Below are 20,522 nucleotides of genomic sequence, written 5' to 3'. Positions count from 1 at the left end.
GGTCAGCTGTCGGCGAGCAGGCCCGCGGCCGGCGCGATCACCAGCACCGTCCCGGCCAGCAGCAGCACCGCCAGCAACCGGACCGGCAGCGCGCCCTGACCCCGGCGCTGCCGGTACGCGGCCACCCCGGCGACCAGACCGGTCACCGTCACCGGGGCCGCGACCAGGGCGACGTAGGGCAGCAGCTCCCACAGCACGGTGAAGGCGAAGTAGACGCCGATGCCGGCGGCCAGCGCGACCACCATCTCGCCGGCGAACCGCGCCCAGGCCAGCACGCTCTCCCGGCCGGTCAGCGGCTCCTCGTCGGCCTTGGCTGCCTCGGCCTGCGCCGCGGAGACGACCGGGATCGGGCCGGTGACCGGGTGGTCGGCACCGCGCCGGCCCGCGCCGGTGGCGGCCCTGGCCGTCGCCCCCGTGGAGCCCGTCGGCGCGGATCTGCGGTGCGTGGAGGTCGGGTCCGACGAGGTGGTCGGGGCTGCTGCCGGGATGGCGGCGGTGGAGGGTCCGGTACCGAACAGCGGCTCGGCGCCGGGGCCGGTCGGGGCGGCATCGGACTTCCGCCGACCGGTGCCCACCGCCGGGGGCGCCTCGTCCGCGCGACCGGCCGCCGGCCGGGCCGACGCCGGGGCGGCCGGCGGTGTCTGCGGGCTCAGCAGCCCGGCTGCCGGCCGCGCCTTCGGCTCGGGAGCCGGAGTCCAGACCGGGACCGACGGCGCACGCTCCGGGGCCCGTGCCGGGGAGCGGGGCGGGGTGGCGGAGCGGCCGTTCGGCGTCGCCGCGGGCGAGCGCACCGGCGCCTCTGCCCGCGATGACCCCGAGCCGGTGTCCACCCGTGCCGAACGGCCGGTGGACTCGACGTCGCCGTTGGGCTGGCGTCGGCGGCCGGGGCGGGTGCCGAGCTCGCTCTCCAGACCGTGCTCGCGCAGGATCTCGGCGAGCGAGCGGACGCTGTACTCCCCCGACGGGTTGGGCTGCGTCATCACGCTCCTTCCAGCTGGTCCAGGCGCCGCAGGATGACGCCCTCACGCAGCGCCCACGGGCAGATCCGCACGAACGGTACGTCCACCGACCGCATCGCGGCCTGCGCCACGACGGCACCGGCCGGGACCTGGTGCGCCCGCGCTGCGGACACCCCCTGCAGCTCGGCCAGCGCCGCGCACTCGATCCGGGAGACGAAGCCGAGCACCTGGGACAGCCCGGTGGCGGTCAGCTCGCGGGGGGCACGCAGCCCGGCGGCCGACGGGGCCGCGCCGGCCAGCCGGGCCAGCGTCCGGAAGGTCTTGGACGTGGCGGCCACCAGGTCCGGTGTGCCGGCGTCGCGCAGCTTCCGGCCGACCGGGGCCAGCACGTCGGTGGCGTGGTCGGCGAGCTCGGCCAGCGCGGACAGGTCGGGCCGGCCACCGGTCTCGGCGTCGGGCAGGAACCGGCGGGTCATCCGGCCGGCGCCCAGCGGGACCGACAGGGCGACGTCGGGATCCTCGTCGACACCGGTGGCCAGTTCGAGCGAGCCGCCGCCGATGTCGAGCACCAGCAACCGGCCGGCACTCCAGCCGAACCACCGCCGCACGGCGAGGAAGGTCAGCCGGGCCTCGTCCTCGCCGGAGAGCACCTGCAGGTCGACACCGGTCTGCTCGCGGACCCGGCGGAGCACCGCAGCCCCGTTCTCCGCGTCCCGGATGGCCGAGGTGACGAAGGCCAGCAGCTCGTCACAGCGCTGCTGGGCCGCCTGCTGCTTCGCCTTCTGCACCGCGTGCAGCAGGCCCTTCTCCCCCGCCTTGGACAGCTTGCCGTCGGCGCCGACGTGCTCGGCGAGCCGGAGCACGGAGCGGTCGTCGTGCATCGGCGTGGGGTGGGCACCCCGGTGCGCGTCCACCACCAGCAGGTGCACGGTGTTCGAGCCGACGTCCAGCACCCCGAGTCGCATGCCCGAGAGTCTGCCGGGTCGGGCGCCTAGGCTGCGCCGGTGGACCCGAGCACAGCCGCCGACAGCCCTCCCGAGGTCGGGCTGGACTTCCCCCGCGAGTGGATCGAGTTCCTGGACCCGGCTGATCCCGAGCACCTCGTGCGGGCCGACCTCACCTGGCTCACCAGCGCCTGGACCTGCGTCTTCGGGCGCGGCTGCGCCGGTGTGGTGGCCGGCCGCGCCGAGGACGGCTGCTGCAACCACGGCGCCTTCTTCACCGACACCGACGACCTCACCCGGGTCGAGGAGTCGGTCGGCGAGCTGACGCCCGCGGACTGGCAGCGGCATCCGGGCACGACCCCGGGCCGGGACGACTGGACCGAACCGGACACCCTGACCGAGCCGGCACCGGGCGAGGACGCCGAGCAGGCGCTGCGCACCCGGGTGGTGGACGGCGCCTGCGTCTTCCTCAACCGGCCGGGGCACCCCGCCGGGGCCGGGTGCGCGCTGCACGCCATGGCGTTGCGCCAGGGCCGGCACCCCCTGGAGACCAAGCCCGACGTCTGCTGGCAGCTGCCCGTGCGCCGGGAGCAGGAGTGGGTCGACCGGCCCGACGACAGTCGGGTGCTCGTCTCCACGATCGGCGAGTTCGACCGGCGTGGCTGGGGTCCCGGCGGGCACGACCTGCACTGGTGGTGCACGGGCTCGCCGACGGCGCACGTCGCCGCCGAGCCGCTGGTGGAGACGTACGGCCCCGAGCTCGTCGCGCTGCTCGGACCGGCCGCCTACGCCGAGCTACGCCGGCTGACCGAGGCCCGCCTGGACGCCGGCCTCGTCGCTCCCCACCCCGCCAGCCCCCGGCCAGTGCCGGTGGAGCTGCACCGGCGCCGTCCCGACTGAACCACCCGGGCGGGCGCCGGCCCGGAAGGTCTGCCGGTAGGCCCGCGGGGAGACCCCGCGGCGCCGGGTGAACTGCTCCCGCAGGCCGGCCGCGGTGCCGAAGCCGACCAGCCGGGCGATCTCCTCGACCGGGGCGTCGCTGCCCTCCAGCAGAGCCTCCGCCGCGGCCAACCGCTGGCCGAGCAGCCAGGCGTGCGGCGTCGTCCCGGTGGTGGCCTTGAACCGGCGGGCGAAGCTTCGAGGGCTCATCAGCGCCCGGCGGGCGAGCAGCTCGACGCTGATCTCCTCCGCCAGGTGCGCCCGGGCCCACTCCAGGACGACGCCCAGCAGGTCGTCCTCGCAGCGGGCGACCGGGGTGTCGATGTACTGCGCCTGCCCACCGTCCCGGTGCGGGGGGACGACCATCTCCCGGGCGAGCGCGTTCGCGGCCGCGGCGCCCCACTCGCGGCGGACCAGGTGCAGCAGCGCGTCGATGCCGCTGGCCGTGCCGGCCCCGGTGATCACCTGGCCGTTGTCGACGTACAGGACGGTGGGGTCGACCTGCACCTGCGGGAACCGGGCGGCCAGCTCGCCGGCGTACTGCCAGTGCGTGGACGCCCGCTCGCCGTCGAGCAGCCCGGCCCAGGCCAGCACGAACGCCCCGGTGCAGTGACTGACGACCGTCGCCCCGCGGGCGTGCGCCGCGCGCAGGCCGTCGAGCAGCTCCGTCGGCGGCTCACGGTCGAACTGCCCCCAGGCCGTGATGAGCACGATGTCGGAGACCGTCAGCCGGTCCAGGCCGTGCTCGACGAGGATCGCCAGCCCGGCGTCGGTGCGGAGCAGGCCCGGTCGCTGCGAGACGAGCGCGAAGTCGAACTGCGGCAGCCCCATCGCACGGCGGTCGTAGCCGAACACCTCGGTGACCACGCCGATCCCGAAGCTGCCCGCCATGCCGTCGGTGACCACGAGGCTGACGACCAGCGGGCGGTCCGATGTGCTCATGGGCACAGCATGGCAGAAAACATGCGGCCTCGGTCAGTCCTGCCACTCGTCGCCCGGCGGCGCGAGCGAGACGCTCACCGCATGTTGCTGATCACCTGCCCCGTCACCCGGACCGACGAGCTGGTCGCCGACCGGCGGATCCGATCGGTCGCCAACCACCCCACCCACATCGCCGTCGCCGTCGAGTGCCCGTCCTGCGGCGGCACCCACGTGTTCCGGACCGGACGGCGGTGGGAGGAGCGCCGCTCCGAACTCGCCACCCGGTCCGCCCAACAGGCCGCCGTCCAGGCGACGACGGCCGCCGCCGCTCGAGCTGCACGGCTCCGACAGCCCGCGTAGCTTCGAACACATGAGCGAAGCGAACAGCACCGGCCCGGTCAGCCCGCAGAGCACCGAGAAGGACCCCGACGACTGGGTGACCGGCGGAGAGCCGGCCACCGGCGCGCAGAAGAGCTACCTGAACACCCTGGCCCGCGAGGCCGGCGAGGACGTCCCCGACGACATCAGCAAGGGCGACGCCTCGAAGAAGATCGACGAGCTCCAAGAAGAGACCGGCCGCGGCCAGTAGCCAGGAGTGCCACCGAGGTGCCGGGAGCGTGCCGCGAGCCGGCCACCACCGGTGGTCGCCTGACACGGGGGCCCGCAGGGTCCCCTGGCAGGCGACGGGTCCCGCCGCAGGCGGTCAGGCCGGACGGCGGGCCCGCAGGGTCCACCTCCGGCCTGACAGGAGCGGCTCAGCGCAGACCGGCCCCGCTCCTGGCCGCGGTGGGAGGCCGGAGGCCGACAGTCCCACTAAGCCTCGAACTTGTACCCCAGCCCCCGGACGGTGACCAGGTAGCGCGGGTTGGCCGGGTCGGGCTCCAGCTTGGCGCGCAGCCGCTTGACGTGGACGTCGAGGGTCTTGGTGTCCCCGACGTAGTCGGCGCCCCAGACCCGGTCGATCAGCTGGCCGCGGGTGAGCACCCGGCCGGCGTTGCGGAGCAGCAGCTCCAGCAGGTCGAACTCCTTGAGCGGCAGCGACACCGTCTGGCCGTCGACCGCGACGACGTGCCGGTCGACGTCCAGCCGAACCGGTCCGGCGACGAGGGCGCCCTCGGCAGTCGGCTCCGCCTCGGTGCCGCGGCGCAGCACGGCCCGCATCCGGGCGACCAGCTCCCGGGCGGAGTACGGCTTGGTGACGTAGTCGTCGGCCCCCAGCTCGAGCCCGACGACCTTGTCGATCTCGGCGTCCTTGGCGGTCAGCATGATGATCGGCACGGAGCTCTTGGCGCGCAGCGACCGGCAGACCTCGGTGCCCGACAGGCCGGGCAGCATCAGGTCGAGCAGCACGATGTCGGCCCCGGCCCGGTCGAACTCGACGAGCGCGTCCGTCCCGGTGGAGGCGACGACGGTGTCGTAGCCCTCCCGCCGCAACATGTAGGACAGCGCGTCGGAGAAGGACTCCTCGTCCTCCACCACGAGCACTCGGGTCATGACCGTCCCTTCTGCAGGACCCCGGAGGGTCCCTCGTCGGCCCCTGAGGAGCCCTGATCGGATGTCTGGCGGCTGCGCAGTGGTGGTACCGGTGGCCGTTCGGGCGCACCGTCGTCGTCCATCGCCCCGTCGGCGTCTGCCGCGAGGGGGATGCGCAGGGTGAAGGTCGAGCCGAGCCCCTCCTCGCTCCAGACCGTCACCGAGCCACCGTGGTTGGTGGCCACGTGCTTGACGATCGCCAGCCCGAGCCCGGTGCCGCCGGTGGCGCTGGCTCGGGACTGGTCGACCCGGTAGAAGCGCTCGAACACCCGCGACCGGTCCGAGCGGGGGATGCCGATGCCCGAGTCGGTCACCGCGACCTCGGCGAAGCCGGACCGGGCGCGCGCGCCGACCGCGATCGTGGTGCCGCCGGGGCTGTAGGCGACGGCGTTGGCGAGCAGGTTGGTCAGCGCGGTGGCCAGCTGGGCCTCGACCCCGCGGACCACGAGGCCGGGCTGGGCGGCGACGGCCAACTGGATGTCCTTCGCCGCGGCGGCGGCCCGGGTGCGGTCCACGGCTTCGGAGACGACCGTGCCCACCGCGACGGGCACCAGCTCGGGCAGCGGTTCGGCCCCCTGCAGGCGGGAGAGGTCGATCAGCTCGCGGACCAGCCGGGACAGCCGGTCGGCCTCGTGGCTCATCCGCGCGGCGAACCGCTGGACCGTCTCCGGGTCGTCGGCTGCGTCCTGCACCGCCTCGGCCAGCAACGCGAGCGCGCCGACCGGGGTCTTCAGCTCGTGCCCCACGTTGGCCACGAAGTCCTTGCGGACCGCCTCGACCCGCCGGGCCTCGGTGACGTCCTGCAGCACCAGCGCGACCGGCCCTGCGGAGGTGGCGGGGCCGGTCCCGAGCCGGATGCCGTGCACGGCCACCATCCGCGGCCCTGCTCCCACCAGGTCGCTGGGCAGGGCGACGTCGGCTCGCTGGCTCCCGGTGACCTGCACCTCGCGGGCCACCTCGACCAGCCCGGGGACGAGCAGCCGGTTGCCGCGCAGGACGCCCAGCGCCCGGGCGGAGGCGTTGGCCAGCAGCACGGCCTCGTCGGGGCCGAGCAGGACGACGGCGGGGTCCATCAGGTCGACCAGCCGGCGGCTCATCGCGGCGTCGGAGTCCGTGCGGCGCTCGGCGCGATCGGCCGCACCGGCCTGCTGGTCCGCCTGGGCCTGCCGCCGGGCGCGCGAGGACCGCACGACCAGTGCCGCCGACGCCGCCAGCAGCAGGCCGAGCACCAGGCCCACCAGCAGGGCGACGACCGGGTCCACAGGGCCGATGCTAGACAGGACCGGGGCGCGGACCAGCATCCTCGGTGTCGATCACCCGGTCGGGTCGGAGGAGTTCACCGTCGGACCCCTGGCCGTTCACCTGGCGGCCTCCTCAGGCCGGAAACGGGTCTCTACCCTCGATCACACACGTGTCGCGACCGACGAACCCGCCGACGGCGCACACGCGGGGGGGCCGCGTCGTCCCGGGTCGCCGTCCCCCGGGTGCCGCCTGCGCGCGGCGACGGGACGAGGAGGAACCGTGTTGCGAGAGAGCTACCGCGAGGAACTGGACGACATCAACGCCTGCCTGGTGGAGATGGCGAACTCGGTCGGCTCGGCGATGAGCACGGCCACGACCGCTCTGCTGGACGCCGATGTCGCCCTCGCCGACCTGGTGATCGCCGGCGACGAGCGCATCGACGCCGTCCGGGAGAGCATCGAGGAACGCTGCTTCACCCTGTTGGCCCGCCAGCAGCCGGTCGCCACCGACCTGCGCACCATCACCACGGCCATGCGGATCGTCGGCGACCTGGAGCGGATGGGCGACCTCGCCGAGCACATCGCCAAGGTGGCCCGGATGCGTTTCCCGGAGCACGCGGTGCCGCAGGAGGTCCGGCCGGTCTTCCTGGAGGCCGGGCACATCGCGGAGAGCCTGGTGACCAAGGCGGGGACGGTCATCGCCAAGCGGGACGTCGCGGCGGCCATCGAGCTCGAGGCCGAGGACGACCTGATGGACCAGCTGCACAAGCAGCTGTTCCGTGAGCTCCTCGCCCCGACCTGGGGGCACGGCATGGAGTCGGCCATCGACGTCACCCTGCTGGGCCGCTACTACGAGCGCTTCGCCGACCACGCGGTCAGCGTCGCCCGCCGGGTGGTCTTCCTGGTCACGGGCGAGAAGCCGACGCTGGCCGTCGCCGACCCGCACTGACCCCACCCGCACGACGACGGGGCCCGGGCGCGCGATGCGCACCCGGGCCCCTTTCTGCACCCGACAGGTCGGCCCCTCTGCAGGGTCCCGCCCCGAGCTCGCGAGGGGTGGGGGGAGAGTTGTCCTTCTACTTGCCCTGGTTCTTGACCGCCTCGATCGCGGCGGCGGCTGCGTCGGGGTCGAGGTACTGGCCGCCGGGCGTGATCGGCCGCAGGTCGGCGTCGAGGTCGTAGCGCAGCGGGACGCCGGTGGGGATGTTCAGCCCGACGACCTCGTCCTCGCCCATGTCGTCCAGGTGCTTCACCAGGGCGCGCAGGCTGTTGCCGTGCGCGGCCACCAGGACGGTCCGGCCGCTGCGCAGGTCCGGCACGATGGAGTCGTACCAGTACGGCAGCATCCGGACGACGACGTCGGCCAGGCACTCGGTGGCCGGGCGGGCCTCCGAGGGGAGGAACCGGTAGCGGGGGTCGCCGTCCTGGCTGTACTCGCTGCCGGCCTCGATCGGCGGCGGCGGGGTGGCGTAGCTGCGCCGCCAGGTCATGAACTGCTCCTCGCCGTACTCGGCGAGCGTGGCGGCCTTGTCCTTGCCCTGCAGGGCCCCGTAGTGCCGCTCGTTGAGCCGCCAGGAGCGGCGGACCGGGATCCACTGCCGGTCCGCGGCGGCCAGCGCCAGCTCTGCGGTGGTGATGGCCCGCTTGAGCAGCGAGGTGTGCAGGACGTCGGGGAGCAGCCCCTGCTCGGCGAGCAGGTGCCCGCCGCGGGCGGCCTCGGCACGCCCCTTCTCCGACAGCTCGACGTCCACCCAACCGGTGAACAGGTTGGCCTTGTTCCACTCGCTCTCGCCGTGGCGGAGCAGGATGAGGGTCCCGGTGCTCGTCGTGTCGCTCACGCGGCCATCCTGCCCGACCACCCCGGCCGGGGTGCACGGCAGGCGGCCCTCAGGCCATCGCACTGCCGGCCATCGCGCTCCCGGCCGTCGCACCGGCCAGCTCCGGGGAGCGCACCCCGCGGACGGCGGCGGCCACCAGCTCCCCGGCCCGGCGCAGCTGCTCCTCGGTGTGCGTGGCCATGACCGCCAGGCGCAGCACGCCGTGTCCGCGCGGGACGGCCGGGTAGCTGACCGCGTTGGTGTAGACCCCGGCCTCGTGGGCGGCGGCCCATGCGCTCCGGGTGGCCTCGTCCTCGCCGGTGCGGACGGCGATGACCGCACCCTTGCCGGGCAGCGGCGGTGCACCGCACTCGCTGAGCACCCGGCGCAGCAGGTCCCCGTTGTCCCGCAGGCGCTGCATCCGCTCCGGCTCCCGGCGCAGCACCCGGAGCGCGGCGAGCGCGGCGGCGACCTCTGCCGGGGCGTTCGCGGCGCTGAAGATGTAGGGCATCGCCGAGGCGCGGATGCCGTCGGCGACCGCACGCGAGGTGAGCACCGCACCGCCGACGCTGGCCAGCGACTTGCTGAACGCCACGGTGACCGCGTCGACCCGGTCCAGGACCCCGGCCGCCTCGGCGGCGCCCCGGCCGTTGGCCCCCAGCACCCCGAGCCCGTGCGCCTCGTCGACCACCAGCCGGGCGGAGAACCGGCCGCAGAGGCCGGCGATCGCCGCCAGCGGCGCCGACTCCCCGCTCATCGAGTAGACGCCGTCGACGACCACGACCGCCCCGGCCTCGGGGTCCAGGCGCCCCAGCCGCCGCTCGAGCGAGGCCACCGAGTTGTGGGTGAAGCGGAGCACGGTGCCCCGGCTGGCCGCCGCCGCGGCGTGCAGGCTGGCGTGGGCGTGGGCGTCGACGAGCAGCACGTCACCGGGCGCGCCGATGGTGGAGAGGACGGCGACGTTGGCGTTGACCCCGGCGGAGGTCAGCACCGCGTCCTCGGTGCCGTGGTGCTCGGCGAGCTCCCGCTCCAGGGTCAGGTGCAGGCGGGTGGTGCCGTTGAGGATGCGGCTGCCGGCCGAACTGGTGCCGTACTGCCGCAGGGCGGCGACCGCGGCCTCGACCACCTGCGGGTCGCCGGCCAGGCCGAGGTAGTTGTTCGTGCCCAGGTTGATCCGGGTGCGGCCGTCGTCGAACACCGTGAGCGGCTGGGGCGCCCCGGCGGTGGGCACCGAGTGCGTGGCCATCCCCTCCCGCACGTGCCGCCGCATCATCTCCGCGCGGGTGCTCTCCAGCAGGGGGGCGAAGGGGTCGCGGCGGGTGGGGACGGACCGGGCAGCGTCGAACACGGGCAGCTCCTCGCAGTCGGCGCGGGGATCGCAGCCGTTCACCCTGACCATGACGGTCAACACGCTCCGTGGTCAACGGATACCGCTCAGTCCGGTCGCGGGTCACCCGAGCAGGCGTGGGACGAGTCACTCCTCGACGGAGCGTGTCGGGTCGGGGCAATCGGCAGGGCTCGGGCGGGTGACACCCGGTCGCGCGAGGAGGAAGGGCTCAGCCGGCCGGACGACGGCCGGGGAGCCAGAGCAGGACGACGACCGCGGCGATCACCGCGGCCGCCGCGGTGCCGACGGCGGTCAGGTGCATGGCACCCACGAACGCCTCCCGGGCCGGGTCGACGACGGCCGCGGCCGCTGCTGCGGTCTCCCCGCCGGTCGCCTCGGCGTCCTCCACCGCGGCGAGCGTCGCCACGATCGACTCCCCCGCCTGGTCCCGCGCCCCGGCGGGCAGCGCCAGGACGTCGTCCCCGAGCCGGTTGGCGTAGGAGGTGGCCAGCACCGAGCCGAGGATCGCCACGCCGAGCGCGCCGCCGACCTGGCGCACCGCGTTGTTCACGGCCGCCCCGGCACCGGCCTTCTCCCGAGGGACGACGGACATGATCGACTCGGTCGCCGGGGCCATCACCGCCCCCATGCCGATGCCCTGCAGCGCGAGGTCGGCGAGCACCAGCCAGACCGGCGCATCGGCGTCCAGCAGCTGGATGCCGGCGAAGGAGAGCGCGATCAGCGTGAAGCCGGTGGCGCAGACCGCCTTGGCCCCGAACCGTTCGGCCAGCCGCGAGGTGCGCGGCGCGGTCAGCGCGATGCCCAGGGCGACCGGCACCAGCGAGGCCCCGCTCTCCAGCGGCGAGTAGCCGCGCACGCCCTGCAGGTAGTAGACGAGGTAGAACGTCGCCCCCTGCAGGGCGAAGAAGTTGAGCGCGAGGGCGCCGGCCGCCGCGGAGAAGGCGGGGTTGCGGAACAGCGAGACGTCCAGCGCCGGGTGCGCCGTGCGCCGCTGCCACCAGATGAAGACGACCAGCAGGACGACGCCGGCGGCCAGTGGCCCCCAGGTCTGCAGCTCGCTCCAGCCCTCGCTGCCGCCGCGGATGATCCCGTAGACCACCCCGACCAGTGCGGCGATGGACAGCAGCACTCCGGGGACGTCGAGCCGGCCCGGGTCGGGGTCCTTGGACTCGGGGACGACGGTCAGGACGCCGACCGCACCGACCGCCGCGACCGGGACGCCGAGCAGGAAGACCGCACCCCACCAGAAGTGCTCCAGCACCAGGCCACCGGCCAGCGGCCCGCCGGCGACGGCGAGCCCGGAGGCACCGGCCCACAGGCCGATCGCCCGGCCCCGCTCACCGGAGGGGAAGACGTTGGTGATCACGGCCAGGGTGGCCGGCTGGATCGCCGCGCCGCCGACGCCCATCAGCGCCCGCCAGCCGATCAGCTGGAGCGCCGAGTCGCTGAAGGCGGCCAGCACCGACCCGAGCGCGAAGATCGTCAGCCCGGCCAGCAGCACCTTGCGCCGGCCGATCCGGTCACCGATGACGCCCCAGCTGAACAGCAGCCCGGCGAACACGAGGATGTAGGAGTCGATCGCCCACTGCAGCTCGCCCTGGGTGGCGTCCAGCTCCCGCTGCAGGGTGGGCAGCGCGACGTTCAGGATCGTGTTGCCCATGATCACCATGAGCAGGCAGACGATCATCGTGCCGAGCACCCACCAGCGGCGCTCGTAGCCCGGCGGCAGTTGGTCGGCCGCCGGCGCCGGGCGTTCGGTGGTGCTCACCCCTGCGGGTCTCGGGGCCGCCGGGCGGGGTCGGCGAAGGCGGCGAAGGCCTCCAGGTTGCGCAGCGATTCCCCGCGCTTGACCCGCCAGTCCCACTCGCGGCGGATCGAGGTGCCGAAGCCGATCTCCAGCAGGGTGTTGAAGTGGTCGTCGGCGTGGCTGAGCACCGAGCCGAGCAGCCGGTCGATCTCCTCCGGGGTGATAACCGCGTGCGGGAGCCGGCCGGTCAGGTAGACGTCACCGACGCTGTCGATCGACCAGCTGACGCCGTAGCTGCGCGCGTTGTGCTGCAGCAGCCAGGCCCACAGCTGCTCCCGGTTCTCGTCGGGCTGCCGGCAGACGAACGCCTCGATGGTGAGGGCGTGCGCGCCGATGGTCAGCCCGACGACCGTCTTGAGCTTCTTCGTGCCGGGCAGGGTGACGACGAAGCGACCCTGCCCGGGGTGTTCGTGCTCCAGCTCGGCCGAGCGCAGCGTCTCCTCGACGACCGCGTCGAGTTCGGGGAGGCTGCGCTCGCTCATCGCCGGGCCCGACCCCCGAGGCTGTTCCCGCCGGTCAGCACCCGCACGGCCTCGGCGGCCCGGTGTGCCCTGCCCACCCGGCGCCGGCCCATCTCGCTCATCGCCGCGGCGTAGGCGTCGACCAGCGAGTCGGTGGTGCGGTCCCAGCTGAAGGCGGCGGCGTGCCGCCGGGCGCCGGCGGCGAGCAGCTCACGCCGCGCCAGCACCCGGCGGATGGCCGCGGCGTAGGCCTCCGGGTTGCGGCCGGCGACCAGCAGTCCGGAGACCCCGTCGTCCACGGCGGTGGGCAGCCCGCCGACCGCGGCGGCGACCACCGGGGTGCCGCAGGCCTGGGCCTCCAGTGCGACCAGCCCGAAGGACTCGTTGTGGCTGGGGACGACGGCGACGTCGGCGGCCCGGTAGTGGTCGGCGAGCTGCGCGGGCGCCTGCGGCGGCAGGAAGCGGACCACGTCGGAGACGCCCAGGGAGACCGCGAGCTCCTGCAGCCGCTGCGGCTCGGCCAGTCCCGACCCGCTGGGCGCACCGACGACGAGCACCTCCAGCCGGTCGCGGAGGGCCGGGTCGGCGGCGAGCATCCGGGCCGCGGCGTGCAGCAGCATCTCCGGGGCCTTGAGCGGCTGGATCCGGCCGACGAACAGCAGGACGACGGCGTCCGGGGCCACCCCGATCCGCGCCCGGGCGCCGCGGCGGTCACCGGGCCGGAAGCACTCCAGGTCGACGCCGGGCGGGACGACCAGCGTGCGGCGGGGGTCGGCGTCGTAGAAGTCGACCAGCTGCCGGGCCTCCTCGGCGGTGTTGGCCACCAGCCGGTCGGCCTCCGCGACGACCTGCTCCTCCCCGATCACCCGGGTCCGCGGCTCGGGCTCGTCGCCCTCGGCCAGGGCGGCGTTCTTCACCTTCGCCAGCGTGTGCGCCGAGTGCACCAGCGGCACGCCCCAGCGGTCGCGGGCCAGCCAGCCGACCTGGCCGGACAGCCAGTAGTGGGAGTGGACGACGTCGAAGTGCCCCGGATCGTGCTGGGCCTCCTCGCGCAGCACCGCGGCGGTGAAGGCGCACATCTGGGCGGGCAGCTCCTGCTTGCCCAGGCCCTCGAAGGGACCGGCGCTCACGTGCCGCACGGTCACGCCGGGCGCCATCTCGACCACCGGCGGCTGCTCGCTGGAGGTGGCCCGGGTGAACACGTCGACGGCGATCCCGCGGTCGGCCAGCCGGCGGGACACCTCGACCACGTAGACGTTCATGCCCCCGGCGTCACCGGCGCCCGGCTGCTCCAGCGGGCTGGTGTGCACCGACAGGGTCGCGACCCGGCGCGGCAGCACCGGCGCGGTCGGCTCGGGTGCGGCGCCGGCCCGCCACGGCGTGGGCTGGCGCGGGTGGCGGCGAGCGGGCACGGAGATCCTCCCGCTCGGGCACCTGGGGCCGCTGAGGCCTGCTGGGGCTGCTGAGGCGGCCCGGTCGGGACACCCTGTCGTCGTCCCAGTCTGCAACAGCGCCAGGATGGGCACATGTCCAGCCCCGTCGCCCCGTCGTCCTCCCCCGTCGACCGGTCGTCCGACACGGCGCCCTCCGCCGGGTCGGGCCGCGTCGCCGTCGTCACCGGCGCCTCCAGCGGCATCGGCGCCGCGACCGCCGAACGGCTGGCGGCCGACGGCTTCTCCGTCGTGCTGGCCGCCCGCCGCATCGACCGGCTGACCGAGCTGGCGGAGCGGATCGGCGGCCGGGCGGTGCAGCTGGACGTGACCGATCCCACCTCCGTCGCCGCCCTCGCCGACGGGCTCGACCGGGTCGACGTGCTGGTGAACAACGCCGGCGGCGCCTTCGACAGCAACCCGGTCGCCGACGCCGACCTGGACTCCTGGGAGCGCACCTACGACGTCAACGTGCTGGGGACGGTGCGGGTGACCAAGGCACTGCTGCCGGCGCTGCGGGCCTCGGGCGCCGGCGACCTGGTGTTCGTCGGCTCGACAGCCGGGCTGATCAGCTACGAGGGCGGGGCGAGCTACACCGCGGCCAAGCACGGGGTGCACACGCTGGCCGAGACGCTGCGACTGGAGCTCGTGGCCGAGCCGGTGCGGGTGGTCGAGATCGCGCCGGGGATGGTCAAGACCGAGGAGTTCTCGCTCAACCGCACGAAGTCGCAGGAGAAGGCAGACGCCGTCTACCGCGGGGTGCGCGAGCCGCTGGTCGCCGCCGACGTCGCCGACTGCATCGCCTGGGCGGTCACCCGGCCGCACCACGTGAACGTCGACCTGCTCGTCGTCCGGCCCCGCGCCCAGGCCGCCCAGCACAAGGTGCACCGCGAGCAGTAGGCCGCCGATGCCCCGGACGGGGCCGAGATCCGGCGAAACGCTGTCTCCAAGCCCGCCGACCCAGCACCCAACCGGATCTCGGCGTCTCGCGCGGTCCTCCGTGGACGGAGCAGGTCACGCTCTCCCGGGCACTGTCCTAGTCCGCGTTGCGGTGCAGGACGTCGTAGGCGCTGGTCACCCGCGCCGGGTCGGCGGCGGTGCCGTTCCTCTCGAACAGCGCCTGCGCGTCCGTCACCTCGGCCTCGGTGGCGCTCCCGGAGTTCAGCACCCGGGAGATCAGCCCGGTCAGCGCGGCGTCGGCCTCCACGCGCGCCATCCACCCGGTGAGCTGGGCGGGGTCGGCCGGCATGGGGGCCGGGGTGCGCAGCGCGTCGTAGAGGGCGCCCAGCTGCAGGGACTCGGCCGGGTTCACGGGCGCACCGCGGTCGGCTCGGGCACCAGGGTGACGCCGAACTGCTCCCGCACCGCAGCGACCACCCGGTCGGCGAAGGCCATCAGCTCCGTGGCGGTGGCGCCGGGCTCGGTGGTCAGCGCCAGGCTGTGCCGCGACGACGTCCCGACCTTCCCGGCGCGGGTACCCCTGCCGTAGCCGGAGTGCTGCACCAGCCAGGCGGCGCTCAGCTTCACCTGCGCGGCCCCGTCGGCGCCGATCCCGGCCGGCCAGGACGGGCACTCGGGCACCGCGGTGCCGACCGGCACGACCGGGTTGGTGAAGAACGACCCGGCGCTGCGCGAGTCGGGGTCGGCCGGGTCCCAGACCATCCCCTTGCCGCGGCGCAGCGCCAGCACGGCGTCCCGTACTGCGGCCAGCGGCGCGGTCTCCCCCAGCTCGACGCCCAGCGCCTTGGCCAGCTCCGCGTAGCTGACCGGGCTCGACTGCTCCGAGGCCCGCAGCAGGAAGGTCACCGAGAGGACGACGTACGCGCCGGGCTGCTGCTTGAGCCGGCTGTCGCGGTAGGCGAAGCCCAGCTCGGTGGGGAGGAACACCCGCTCGGCCCCGGCGGACCGGTCGTACGCCCGCACCGAGGTGATCAGCGCCGCGACCTCCTGGCCGTAGGCGCCGACGTTCTGCACCGGGGTGGCGCCGGTCGAGCCGGGGATGCCGGACAGCGCCTCCATCCCGGCCAGCTGCTGACCCACGGTGTGCGCGACCAGGTCGTCCCAGGGCTCGCCGGCCTCGACCTCGAGCTCGACGCCCTCGGCGGTGTCGGTGCGGGAGATGCCCCGGGTGCGCACCAGCACCACGTCGCCGGGCCAGCCGGTGTCCGGGGCCACGATGTTCGAGCCACCGCCGAGCACCAGCAGCGGGCGGGCGGCGTCGTCGGCGTCCCGGACGGCGGCGACCAGCTCGTCGCGGCCGGTGACCTCGACCAACCGCTCGATCGGACCGCCGACCCCGAGGGTCGTCAGGTCCGCCAGCTGGGCGTCATGGCGTACCTGCACGCCACCACCGTAATCGGCGCCACGACTAACCTCGTGCACCGTGAGCGACCACACCCAGCGTGCGTCGCTGCCGCCCGTCCGCAAGGCCCCCCGGCTGGCGGCGGGCCGCGCCCGCGCCCTCGGGCTGCCGACCCGGGGCACCACGAACGCCAACCGGCTCCGTCGGGTCGACCGCTGGCTGGTGGCCACCCAGGTGGCCCGGCTGCGTGACGCCGCCCGGCCGCTGGTCGTCGACCTCGGCTACGGGGCGTCCGCGGTGACCACGCTGGAGCTGGTCGACCGGCTCGCGTCCGAGGTCGACCGGCTGGAGGTGGTCGGCCTGGAGATCGACCCCGAGCGGGTGGCCGCGGTGGCCGACGACCGTGACCCGCCGCGGGTGGACTTCCGGCTCGGCGGCTTCGAGCTGGCCGGCCTGCGCCCGGTGCTGGTGCGGGCGTTCAACGTGCTGCGCCAGTACGACGAGGAGTCCGCCGGCCGGGCCTGGGACACGATGCGCGCCGCGCTGGCACCCGGGGGCCTGCTGGTCGAGGGCACCTGCGACGAGTGGGGACGACGGGCGACCTGGGTGGCCCTGGACGAGGACGGCCCGCTCACCCTGACCCTGGCCGCCCGGGTGTCGGACCTGGAGCGCCCCTCCGACCTGGCCGAGCGGCTGCCCAAGGCGCTGATACACCACAACGTGCCCGGGCAGCCGGTGCACGCCTTCCTCACCGCCTTCGACACCGCCTGGGCCTCGGCGGCCGGGCTGTCGACGTTCGGCCCACGGCAGCGCTGGGCCGCCGCCGTCGAGTCACTCGCCGACGACGGCTGGCCGCTGGTCGGGCCGACCCGGCGGTGGAAGCACGGCGAGGTCAGCGTCCGCTGGTCGGCTGTCGCGCCGACCTGACCCGCCCCGTGCGGCACGATGACGAGGTGGCCGCCCCCCTGCTCACCCCCGACGAGCTGCACGACCGGTGCATCGCCGCCGTCGTGCAGGACGGCGAGCGGATCGGTGTGCTCGCCCAGGGGCTGGACGCCGGGCGCACCGCGGCCGCCGGTGGGCTGCAGGCGGAGGTGCCCTGGGTGGCCGGCTGGACGGCCCGCGACCTGATCGCCCACCTCGGTGCGGTGCACCGCTGGGTCACCGGGATCCTGCGGGCCGGCTCCACCCGTGCGCCGGGCTCCTACAGCGGCATCGCCCCGCCGCACGACGACCTGCACGGCTGGTACGCCCTGGGCCTGACCGAGCTGGTCGCCACGCTGCGCACCACCGACCCCGACGCGCCCGCCTGGCACATGAGCCCGGCCGCCGGTCGCACCGCCCGCGACTGGGCCCGGCGGCAGGCGCACGAGCACACCGTCCACCGGCAGGACCTGGAGGCGGCCGCGTTCCTGGACCCCGCGCCCGTCGACCCGGTACTGGCCGGTGACGGCGTCGACGAGCTGCTGGCCGTCGTGCTCCCCCGCTGGCAGCACACCGCCCCGCTGGTCACCGCCCGGGCGTCCGTCGGTGTCACCGCGACCGACCTCGAGCGCGGCTGGACCGTCGAGGTCGCCGACGGCGCCGTCCGGTGCACCGACGGCGCCATCGCGTCCGCCGACGCCCAGCTGTCCGGGACGGCGCCCCAGCTGCTGCTGCACCTGTGGGGCCGCCCGGCCGAGGTGACGGTGCACGGCGACCGGGCCGCCGAGGCCCTGCTGCGAGGGCGCTGACCGTGGGCCGGCGCGACCGTGGGCACCTCACCGCACTCCCGGGCGCCACCGAGGTGGGCGGGGGGACGGCGGAGCTGCTGGCCGACGCCGACCGGGACGGCTCCTGGCAGCTGCTGGTCAACGGCACCCCGCAGTCGCACGTCGACCTGACCGACCCCACGTACCTGGAGTTCGAGTACGTGCGGCGGATGGGGCACGTGCTCGACCTGGTCGCCGAACCGGGCCGACCGCTGGACGTGGTGCACCTGGGCGGGGGCGCGCTGACGCTGCCCCGCTACGTGGCGGTGACCCGACCCGGGTCGGCGCAGCGGGTGATGGAGCTCGACGAGGCGCTCACCGAGCTGGTGCGCCGCGAGCTGCCGCTGCCCCGGAACGCCCGCATCCGGGTCCGGGGGATCGACGCGCGAGCCGGGCTGGCCGCGCTGCCCGACGCCAGCGCCGACGTCGTCCTGGTCGACGTCTTCGCCGGGGCCCGGACCCCGGCCCACCTGACCACGGTCGAGTTCGCCACCGACGTGGCCCGGGTGCTGCGCCCCGGCGGCACCACGGCGTGGAACGTCTCCGACGGCCCGCCGCTGCGGTTCGCCCGCGCCGAGGCGGCGACCCTGCGGGCCGTCTTCGGCCACGTCGCCCTGCTCGCCGAGCCCGGCACGCTGCGCGGGCGCCGGTTCGGCAACACCGTGGCGGTCGCGTCCGCAGCCGAGCTGCCGATCGCCGGGCTGACCCGCCGGTGCGCCGGCGACCCGATGCCCTCCCGGGTGGTCAGCGGCGCGGAGCTGGACCGCTTCGTGGGGCAGGCCGCGCCGGTGAGCGACGCCGTGGCCGAGCCCTCACCCCCGCCGCCGGCCGGCATCTTCGACTGAGCAGAGGGGGTGCACCCGCCCGGGCCTCGGCCTAGGGTCGGGCCATGACCGCTCCCGCGTCCCGACGGCTCACCCGCGACTCCCGGCACAAGGTGATCGCCGGGGTGTGCGCCGGCCTGGCCCGCCGCTACGGCCTCTCCCGCACCGGCCTGCGGGTGGCGTTCGTCGTCTCCTGCGTGCTCCCGGGCCCGCAGTTCGTCGCCTACCTCGTGCTGTGGGTCGTCATGCCGCGCGACGACGGGCGCTGACCGCCACCCCATCAGGGGGCGGCGGGTTCACCAGCTGGAGTTGCCCCGAGGCAGGCCGCGCACGGTGGGGCGCACGTCGACCAGGTAGACGACGGCGGCGATCACGGCCGGCAGGCCCAGGAAGCTGAGCGGCCCCTGCCAGAGCAGGACCAGCGTCGCGATGCCGGTGATCGCCATCCAGCCGGGCTTGGTCAGCTTCCCGGCCGCGACGAACGCGGCGGCCGGTCGGATGATCGCGTCGATGAAGGCCCACACCGCGAGGGCGAGGGTCGCGTAGAAGACGACGAGGTTGATGAGCCCGTCGATGCCAGCCATGTCAGCAGGATAGGCGCGCCGGGCGTCGCGGCGGCGCCTCGACCCTCGCCACACCGCCGGCCCTGACCCCCCGGGGTGACAGCACTGCGCCCCGGCACCCGCAGTGCGGGCGCCGGGGCGCGGTGCTCAGCTCTGTGTCAGCTGGTGGCGTCGGTGCTCTTCGCCGGGACGGCCAGCGGGTCGGGCAGCGTGGTGCCCTCGGACATCACCGGGGCGACGGTCGCCGGGGTGGCCTTGGTGGTGCGCTTGGCGGCCGCCTTCTTGGCCGGGGCCTTCTTCGCCGGGGCGGCGGTGTCCCGGGCGCTGCGCTTGGCCGACTCGGCGACCTCCTGGGTCTCCTGCTGCGCGGCGTCGACGGCCTTGTCGGTGCGCGACTTGGCCTTCTGCGCGACCGAGGTGACCTCGTCGGAGGCCTTGCCGATCGTCTCGCCGGTCTCCGCGAGCACGTCCTCGACGGTGTCCTCGACAGCGTCGACGGCCTTGTCGGTGCGCGACTTGGCCTTCTGCGCGACCGAGGTGACCTCGTCGGAGGCCTTGCCGATCGTCTCGCCGGTCTCCTCGAGCACGTCCTCGACGGTGTCCTCGACGGCGTCGACGGCCCGCTCGGTACGGGCCACGACCTTGCGGAACGCCGGCTGGGTGCGGAGGTCGTCGACGACCTTCTCGCCGCGACCGGCCAGCTCCTCGATCGCGCCGAGCGCCTGGGTGCGGGCGCTCTCCACGAGGCCGGTGACGGTGCCGAGCACGGTCTCCGGGCGGACGGTGGCGGCGACCCCGCGGGCCTGCTCGGCGCGGACCCGGGCCTCGGCCGCGGCCTGGGCGGCGCGGGCGCGGGCGGCCTCGATGCGGCTGCGCGCCTCCTTGCCGGCCAGGTCGGCCTGCACCTGGGCCTCGCCGGGCAGCGCCTCGGCGCGGGTGCGGAAGGTGCCCACGACGGTGCGGGCACGGTCGACCGCGACGTCGCCGGCGCCGAGTGCGGCCAGCAGGCCGGTGCGGACGAAGGTCTCGCCGTGGTGCTTCAGGGTGTCGGTGCGGCTCATGCCGTCTGTGTCGGTGCGGCTCATGCCGTCTCCTCCTGGGGAGTGGGGGTGGGTGCGGTGGTGGTGGGAGCGGCCGCCTGCTCGCGGGCCAGCTGCGCGGCGTGCTCCCGGGTGTAGGTCTCGTACAGCTCCAGGAGCACGGCCTTGTGCCGCTCGGAGAGCGCCTCGTCGGCGCGCAGGGCGGCCACGGTGCCGGCCGTGCCGGACCGCCGGTCGAGGATCCCGGCCTGCTCGTAGAGCGTCTCCGCGGAGATCTTCAGGCCGCGGGCGATCTGCGCCAGGATCTCGGCGGAGGGCTTGCGCAGCCCGCGCTCGACCTGGGACAGGTAGGGGTTGCTGACACCGGCCCGGCGGGACAGCTCGCGCAGCGACACCTGGGCGGCGTTGCGCTGGGTGCGGATGAACTCACCCACCGAGGAGCTGACGGTGGTGTTCACCGTCGAGGCCTCGGCGGCCGCGGTCGCCACGCTCTCGCGGACCGCGGTCACCTGCTCCCGGACGAACTCCGTGGGTCGCTGCACAACCCCACGGTAGCCCAATGTGCTAGCTGCTGCAAGCAGGCTGCTAGTGGTTCCCGTCGTTGATTCGTCGAGGGTCAGGCGGCCTTCGGTTCGTGGGCGG

24 protein-coding genes are annotated in these 20,522 nt (G+C 75.1%); 9 read left to right on the top strand and 15 right to left on the bottom strand.

The features are described from left to right. Positions 1-2: 2 nt before the first annotated feature. Both IN07_RS23720 and IN07_RS02130 read right to left on the bottom strand, forming a co-directional pair. A complete protein-coding gene (locus IN07_RS23720; RefSeq protein WP_052090560.1) occupies positions 3-980 on the bottom strand; it encodes a hypothetical protein in 978 nt (325 codons plus the stop codon). Continuing rightward, positions 980-1,924, bottom strand: coding sequence for a Ppx/GppA phosphatase family protein (locus IN07_RS02130; RefSeq protein ID WP_036333130.1), 945 nt, complete (start codon positions 1,922-1,924; stop codon positions 980-982). Before IN07_RS02130 ends, IN07_RS23720 begins: the two co-directional genes overlap by 1 nt. A 39-nt stretch (positions 1,925-1,963) precedes the next feature. Here IN07_RS02130 and IN07_RS02125 point away from each other — a divergent pair, with 39 nt between their 5' ends. After that, positions 1,964-2,803, top strand: coding sequence for a hypothetical protein (locus IN07_RS02125; RefSeq protein WP_036333128.1), 840 nt, complete (start codon positions 1,964-1,966; stop codon positions 2,801-2,803). Here the strand turns inward: IN07_RS02125 and IN07_RS02120 are convergent. Beyond that, complete coding sequence (locus IN07_RS02120; RefSeq protein WP_036333212.1) at positions 2,699-3,784, bottom strand: helix-turn-helix domain-containing protein; 1,086 nt, start codon at positions 3,782-3,784, stop codon at positions 2,699-2,701. The genes IN07_RS02125 and IN07_RS02120 overlap by 105 nt on opposite strands. A gap of 81 nt (positions 3,785-3,865) precedes the next feature. Here IN07_RS02120 and IN07_RS02115 point away from each other — a divergent pair, with 81 nt between their 5' ends. Next, positions 3,866-4,123 carry a hypothetical protein gene (locus tag IN07_RS02115; RefSeq protein WP_036333126.1) on the top strand — a complete coding sequence of 86 codons (258 nt, stop codon included), beginning with the start codon at positions 3,866-3,868 and terminating at the stop codon, positions 4,121-4,123. Positions 4,124-4,133: 10 nt separating this feature from the next. Then, the gene (locus tag IN07_RS02110; RefSeq protein ID WP_036333123.1) at positions 4,134-4,352 is read left to right on the top strand and encodes a DUF3072 domain-containing protein; all 219 of its coding nucleotides are present in this window, start codon (positions 4,134-4,136) and stop codon (positions 4,350-4,352) included. Positions 4,353-4,576: 224 nt separating this feature from the next. On the opposite strand, the gene IN07_RS02105 is transcribed toward IN07_RS02110, so the two are convergent. Both IN07_RS02105 and IN07_RS02100 read right to left on the bottom strand, forming a co-directional pair. Further along, the gene (locus tag IN07_RS02105; RefSeq protein WP_036333121.1) at positions 4,577-5,257 is read right to left on the bottom strand and encodes a response regulator transcription factor; all 681 of its coding nucleotides are present in this window, start codon (positions 5,255-5,257) and stop codon (positions 4,577-4,579) included. After that, positions 5,254-6,558, bottom strand: a complete 1,305-nt coding sequence (locus IN07_RS02100) for a sensor histidine kinase (RefSeq protein WP_036333119.1) — start codon at positions 6,556-6,558, stop codon at positions 5,254-5,256. The genes IN07_RS02105 and IN07_RS02100 overlap by 4 nt, the downstream gene beginning before the upstream one ends. Positions 6,559-6,817: 259 nt before the next feature. Between IN07_RS02100 and phoU the strand changes: the two genes are divergently transcribed. After that, entirely contained in the window at positions 6,818-7,486 is a 669-nt protein-coding gene (gene phoU / locus IN07_RS02095) for a phosphate signaling complex protein PhoU (protein WP_231557948.1), read from the top strand. Between the two features lie 127 nt (positions 7,487-7,613). Here the strand turns inward: phoU and IN07_RS02090 are convergent, their stop codons facing one another. The 5 genes from IN07_RS02090 to mshA form a co-directional block, all read right to left on the bottom strand. Continuing rightward, positions 7,614-8,375: a phosphoglyceromutase gene (locus tag IN07_RS02090; RefSeq protein ID WP_036333117.1), complete on the bottom strand. Its 762-nt coding sequence runs from the start codon at positions 8,373-8,375 to the stop codon at positions 7,614-7,616. A gap of 49 nt (positions 8,376-8,424) precedes the next feature. Next, a complete protein-coding gene (locus IN07_RS02085; RefSeq protein ID WP_197058313.1) occupies positions 8,425-9,702 on the bottom strand; it encodes an aminotransferase class I/II-fold pyridoxal phosphate-dependent enzyme in 1,278 nt (425 codons plus the stop codon). Between the two features lie 208 nt (positions 9,703-9,910). Next, positions 9,911-11,470 carry an MFS transporter gene (locus IN07_RS02080; RefSeq protein WP_036333115.1) on the bottom strand — a complete coding sequence of 520 codons (1,560 nt, stop codon included), beginning with the start codon at positions 11,468-11,470 and terminating at the stop codon, positions 9,911-9,913. Beyond that, positions 11,467-11,991 (bottom strand): type III secretion system chaperone family protein, encoded by a 525-nt coding sequence (locus IN07_RS02075; protein WP_036333113.1) that lies wholly within the window; start codon positions 11,989-11,991, stop codon positions 11,467-11,469. Before IN07_RS02075 ends, IN07_RS02080 begins: the two co-directional genes overlap by 4 nt. Continuing rightward, positions 11,988-13,382: a D-inositol-3-phosphate glycosyltransferase gene (gene mshA / locus IN07_RS02070; RefSeq protein WP_231557947.1), complete on the bottom strand. Its 1,395-nt coding sequence runs from the start codon at positions 13,380-13,382 to the stop codon at positions 11,988-11,990. The genes IN07_RS02075 and mshA overlap by 4 nt, the downstream gene beginning before the upstream one ends. A gap of 114 nt (positions 13,383-13,496) precedes the next feature. Between mshA and IN07_RS02065 the strand changes: the two genes are divergently transcribed. Continuing rightward, complete coding sequence (locus tag IN07_RS02065; protein WP_036333111.1) at positions 13,497-14,300, top strand: SDR family oxidoreductase; 804 nt, start codon at positions 13,497-13,499, stop codon at positions 14,298-14,300. A gap of 136 nt (positions 14,301-14,436) precedes the next feature. Here the strand turns inward: IN07_RS02065 and IN07_RS02060 are convergent, their stop codons facing one another. Together IN07_RS02060 and IN07_RS02055 are read right to left on the bottom strand one after the other, a co-directional pair. Then, entirely contained in the window at positions 14,437-14,712 is a 276-nt protein-coding gene (locus IN07_RS02060; protein ID WP_036333109.1) for a hypothetical protein, read from the bottom strand. Further along, complete coding sequence (locus IN07_RS02055) at positions 14,709-15,743, bottom strand: UDP-N-acetylmuramate dehydrogenase (RefSeq protein ID WP_036333108.1); 1,035 nt, start codon at positions 15,741-15,743, stop codon at positions 14,709-14,711. The genes IN07_RS02060 and IN07_RS02055 overlap by 4 nt, the downstream gene beginning before the upstream one ends. A 40-nt stretch (positions 15,744-15,783) precedes the next feature. Between IN07_RS02055 and IN07_RS02050 the strand changes: the two genes are divergently transcribed. The 4 genes from IN07_RS02050 to IN07_RS02035 are packed head-to-tail and all read left to right on the top strand — an operon-like array spanning position 15,784 to position 18,546. After that, entirely contained in the window at positions 15,784-16,629 is an 846-nt protein-coding gene (locus tag IN07_RS02050) for a class I SAM-dependent methyltransferase (protein ID WP_063124212.1), read from the top strand. 26 nt (positions 16,630-16,655) lie between these two features. Beyond that, positions 16,656-17,435, top strand: coding sequence for a maleylpyruvate isomerase N-terminal domain-containing protein (locus IN07_RS24455; RefSeq protein ID WP_197058312.1), 780 nt, complete (start codon positions 16,656-16,658; stop codon positions 17,433-17,435). Between the two features lie 2 nt (positions 17,436-17,437). Next, entirely contained in the window at positions 17,438-18,298 is an 861-nt protein-coding gene (locus IN07_RS02040) for a spermidine synthase (protein ID WP_036333106.1), read from the top strand. A gap of 44 nt (positions 18,299-18,342) precedes the next feature. Continuing rightward, positions 18,343-18,546 (top strand): PspC domain-containing protein, encoded by a 204-nt coding sequence (locus IN07_RS02035; RefSeq protein ID WP_036333104.1) that lies wholly within the window; start codon positions 18,343-18,345, stop codon positions 18,544-18,546. Positions 18,547-18,573: 27 nt separating this feature from the next. On the opposite strand, the gene IN07_RS02030 is transcribed toward IN07_RS02035, so the two are convergent. From IN07_RS02030 to IN07_RS02020, 3 genes are all read right to left on the bottom strand, one after another. Further along, the gene (locus tag IN07_RS02030; RefSeq protein WP_036333102.1) at positions 18,574-18,861 is read right to left on the bottom strand and encodes a DUF2516 family protein; all 288 of its coding nucleotides are present in this window, start codon (positions 18,859-18,861) and stop codon (positions 18,574-18,576) included. Positions 18,862-18,998: 137 nt separating this feature from the next. Next, positions 18,999-19,925, bottom strand: coding sequence for a hypothetical protein (locus IN07_RS02025; protein WP_231557946.1), 927 nt, complete (start codon positions 19,923-19,925; stop codon positions 18,999-19,001). Further along, positions 19,922-20,422 carry a helix-turn-helix domain-containing protein gene (locus tag IN07_RS02020; protein WP_081975113.1) on the bottom strand — a complete coding sequence of 167 codons (501 nt, stop codon included), beginning with the start codon at positions 20,420-20,422 and terminating at the stop codon, positions 19,922-19,924. Before IN07_RS02020 ends, IN07_RS02025 begins: the two co-directional genes overlap by 4 nt. Positions 20,423-20,522: the final 100 nt, after the last annotated feature.

The sequence above is a fragment of the Modestobacter caceresii genome (assembly GCF_000761485.1).
In the GTDB taxonomy this organism is placed as follows: domain Bacteria; phylum Actinomycetota; class Actinomycetes; order Mycobacteriales; family Geodermatophilaceae; genus Modestobacter; species Modestobacter caceresii.
This window is presented reverse-complemented; position numbering and strand designations above follow the sequence as displayed.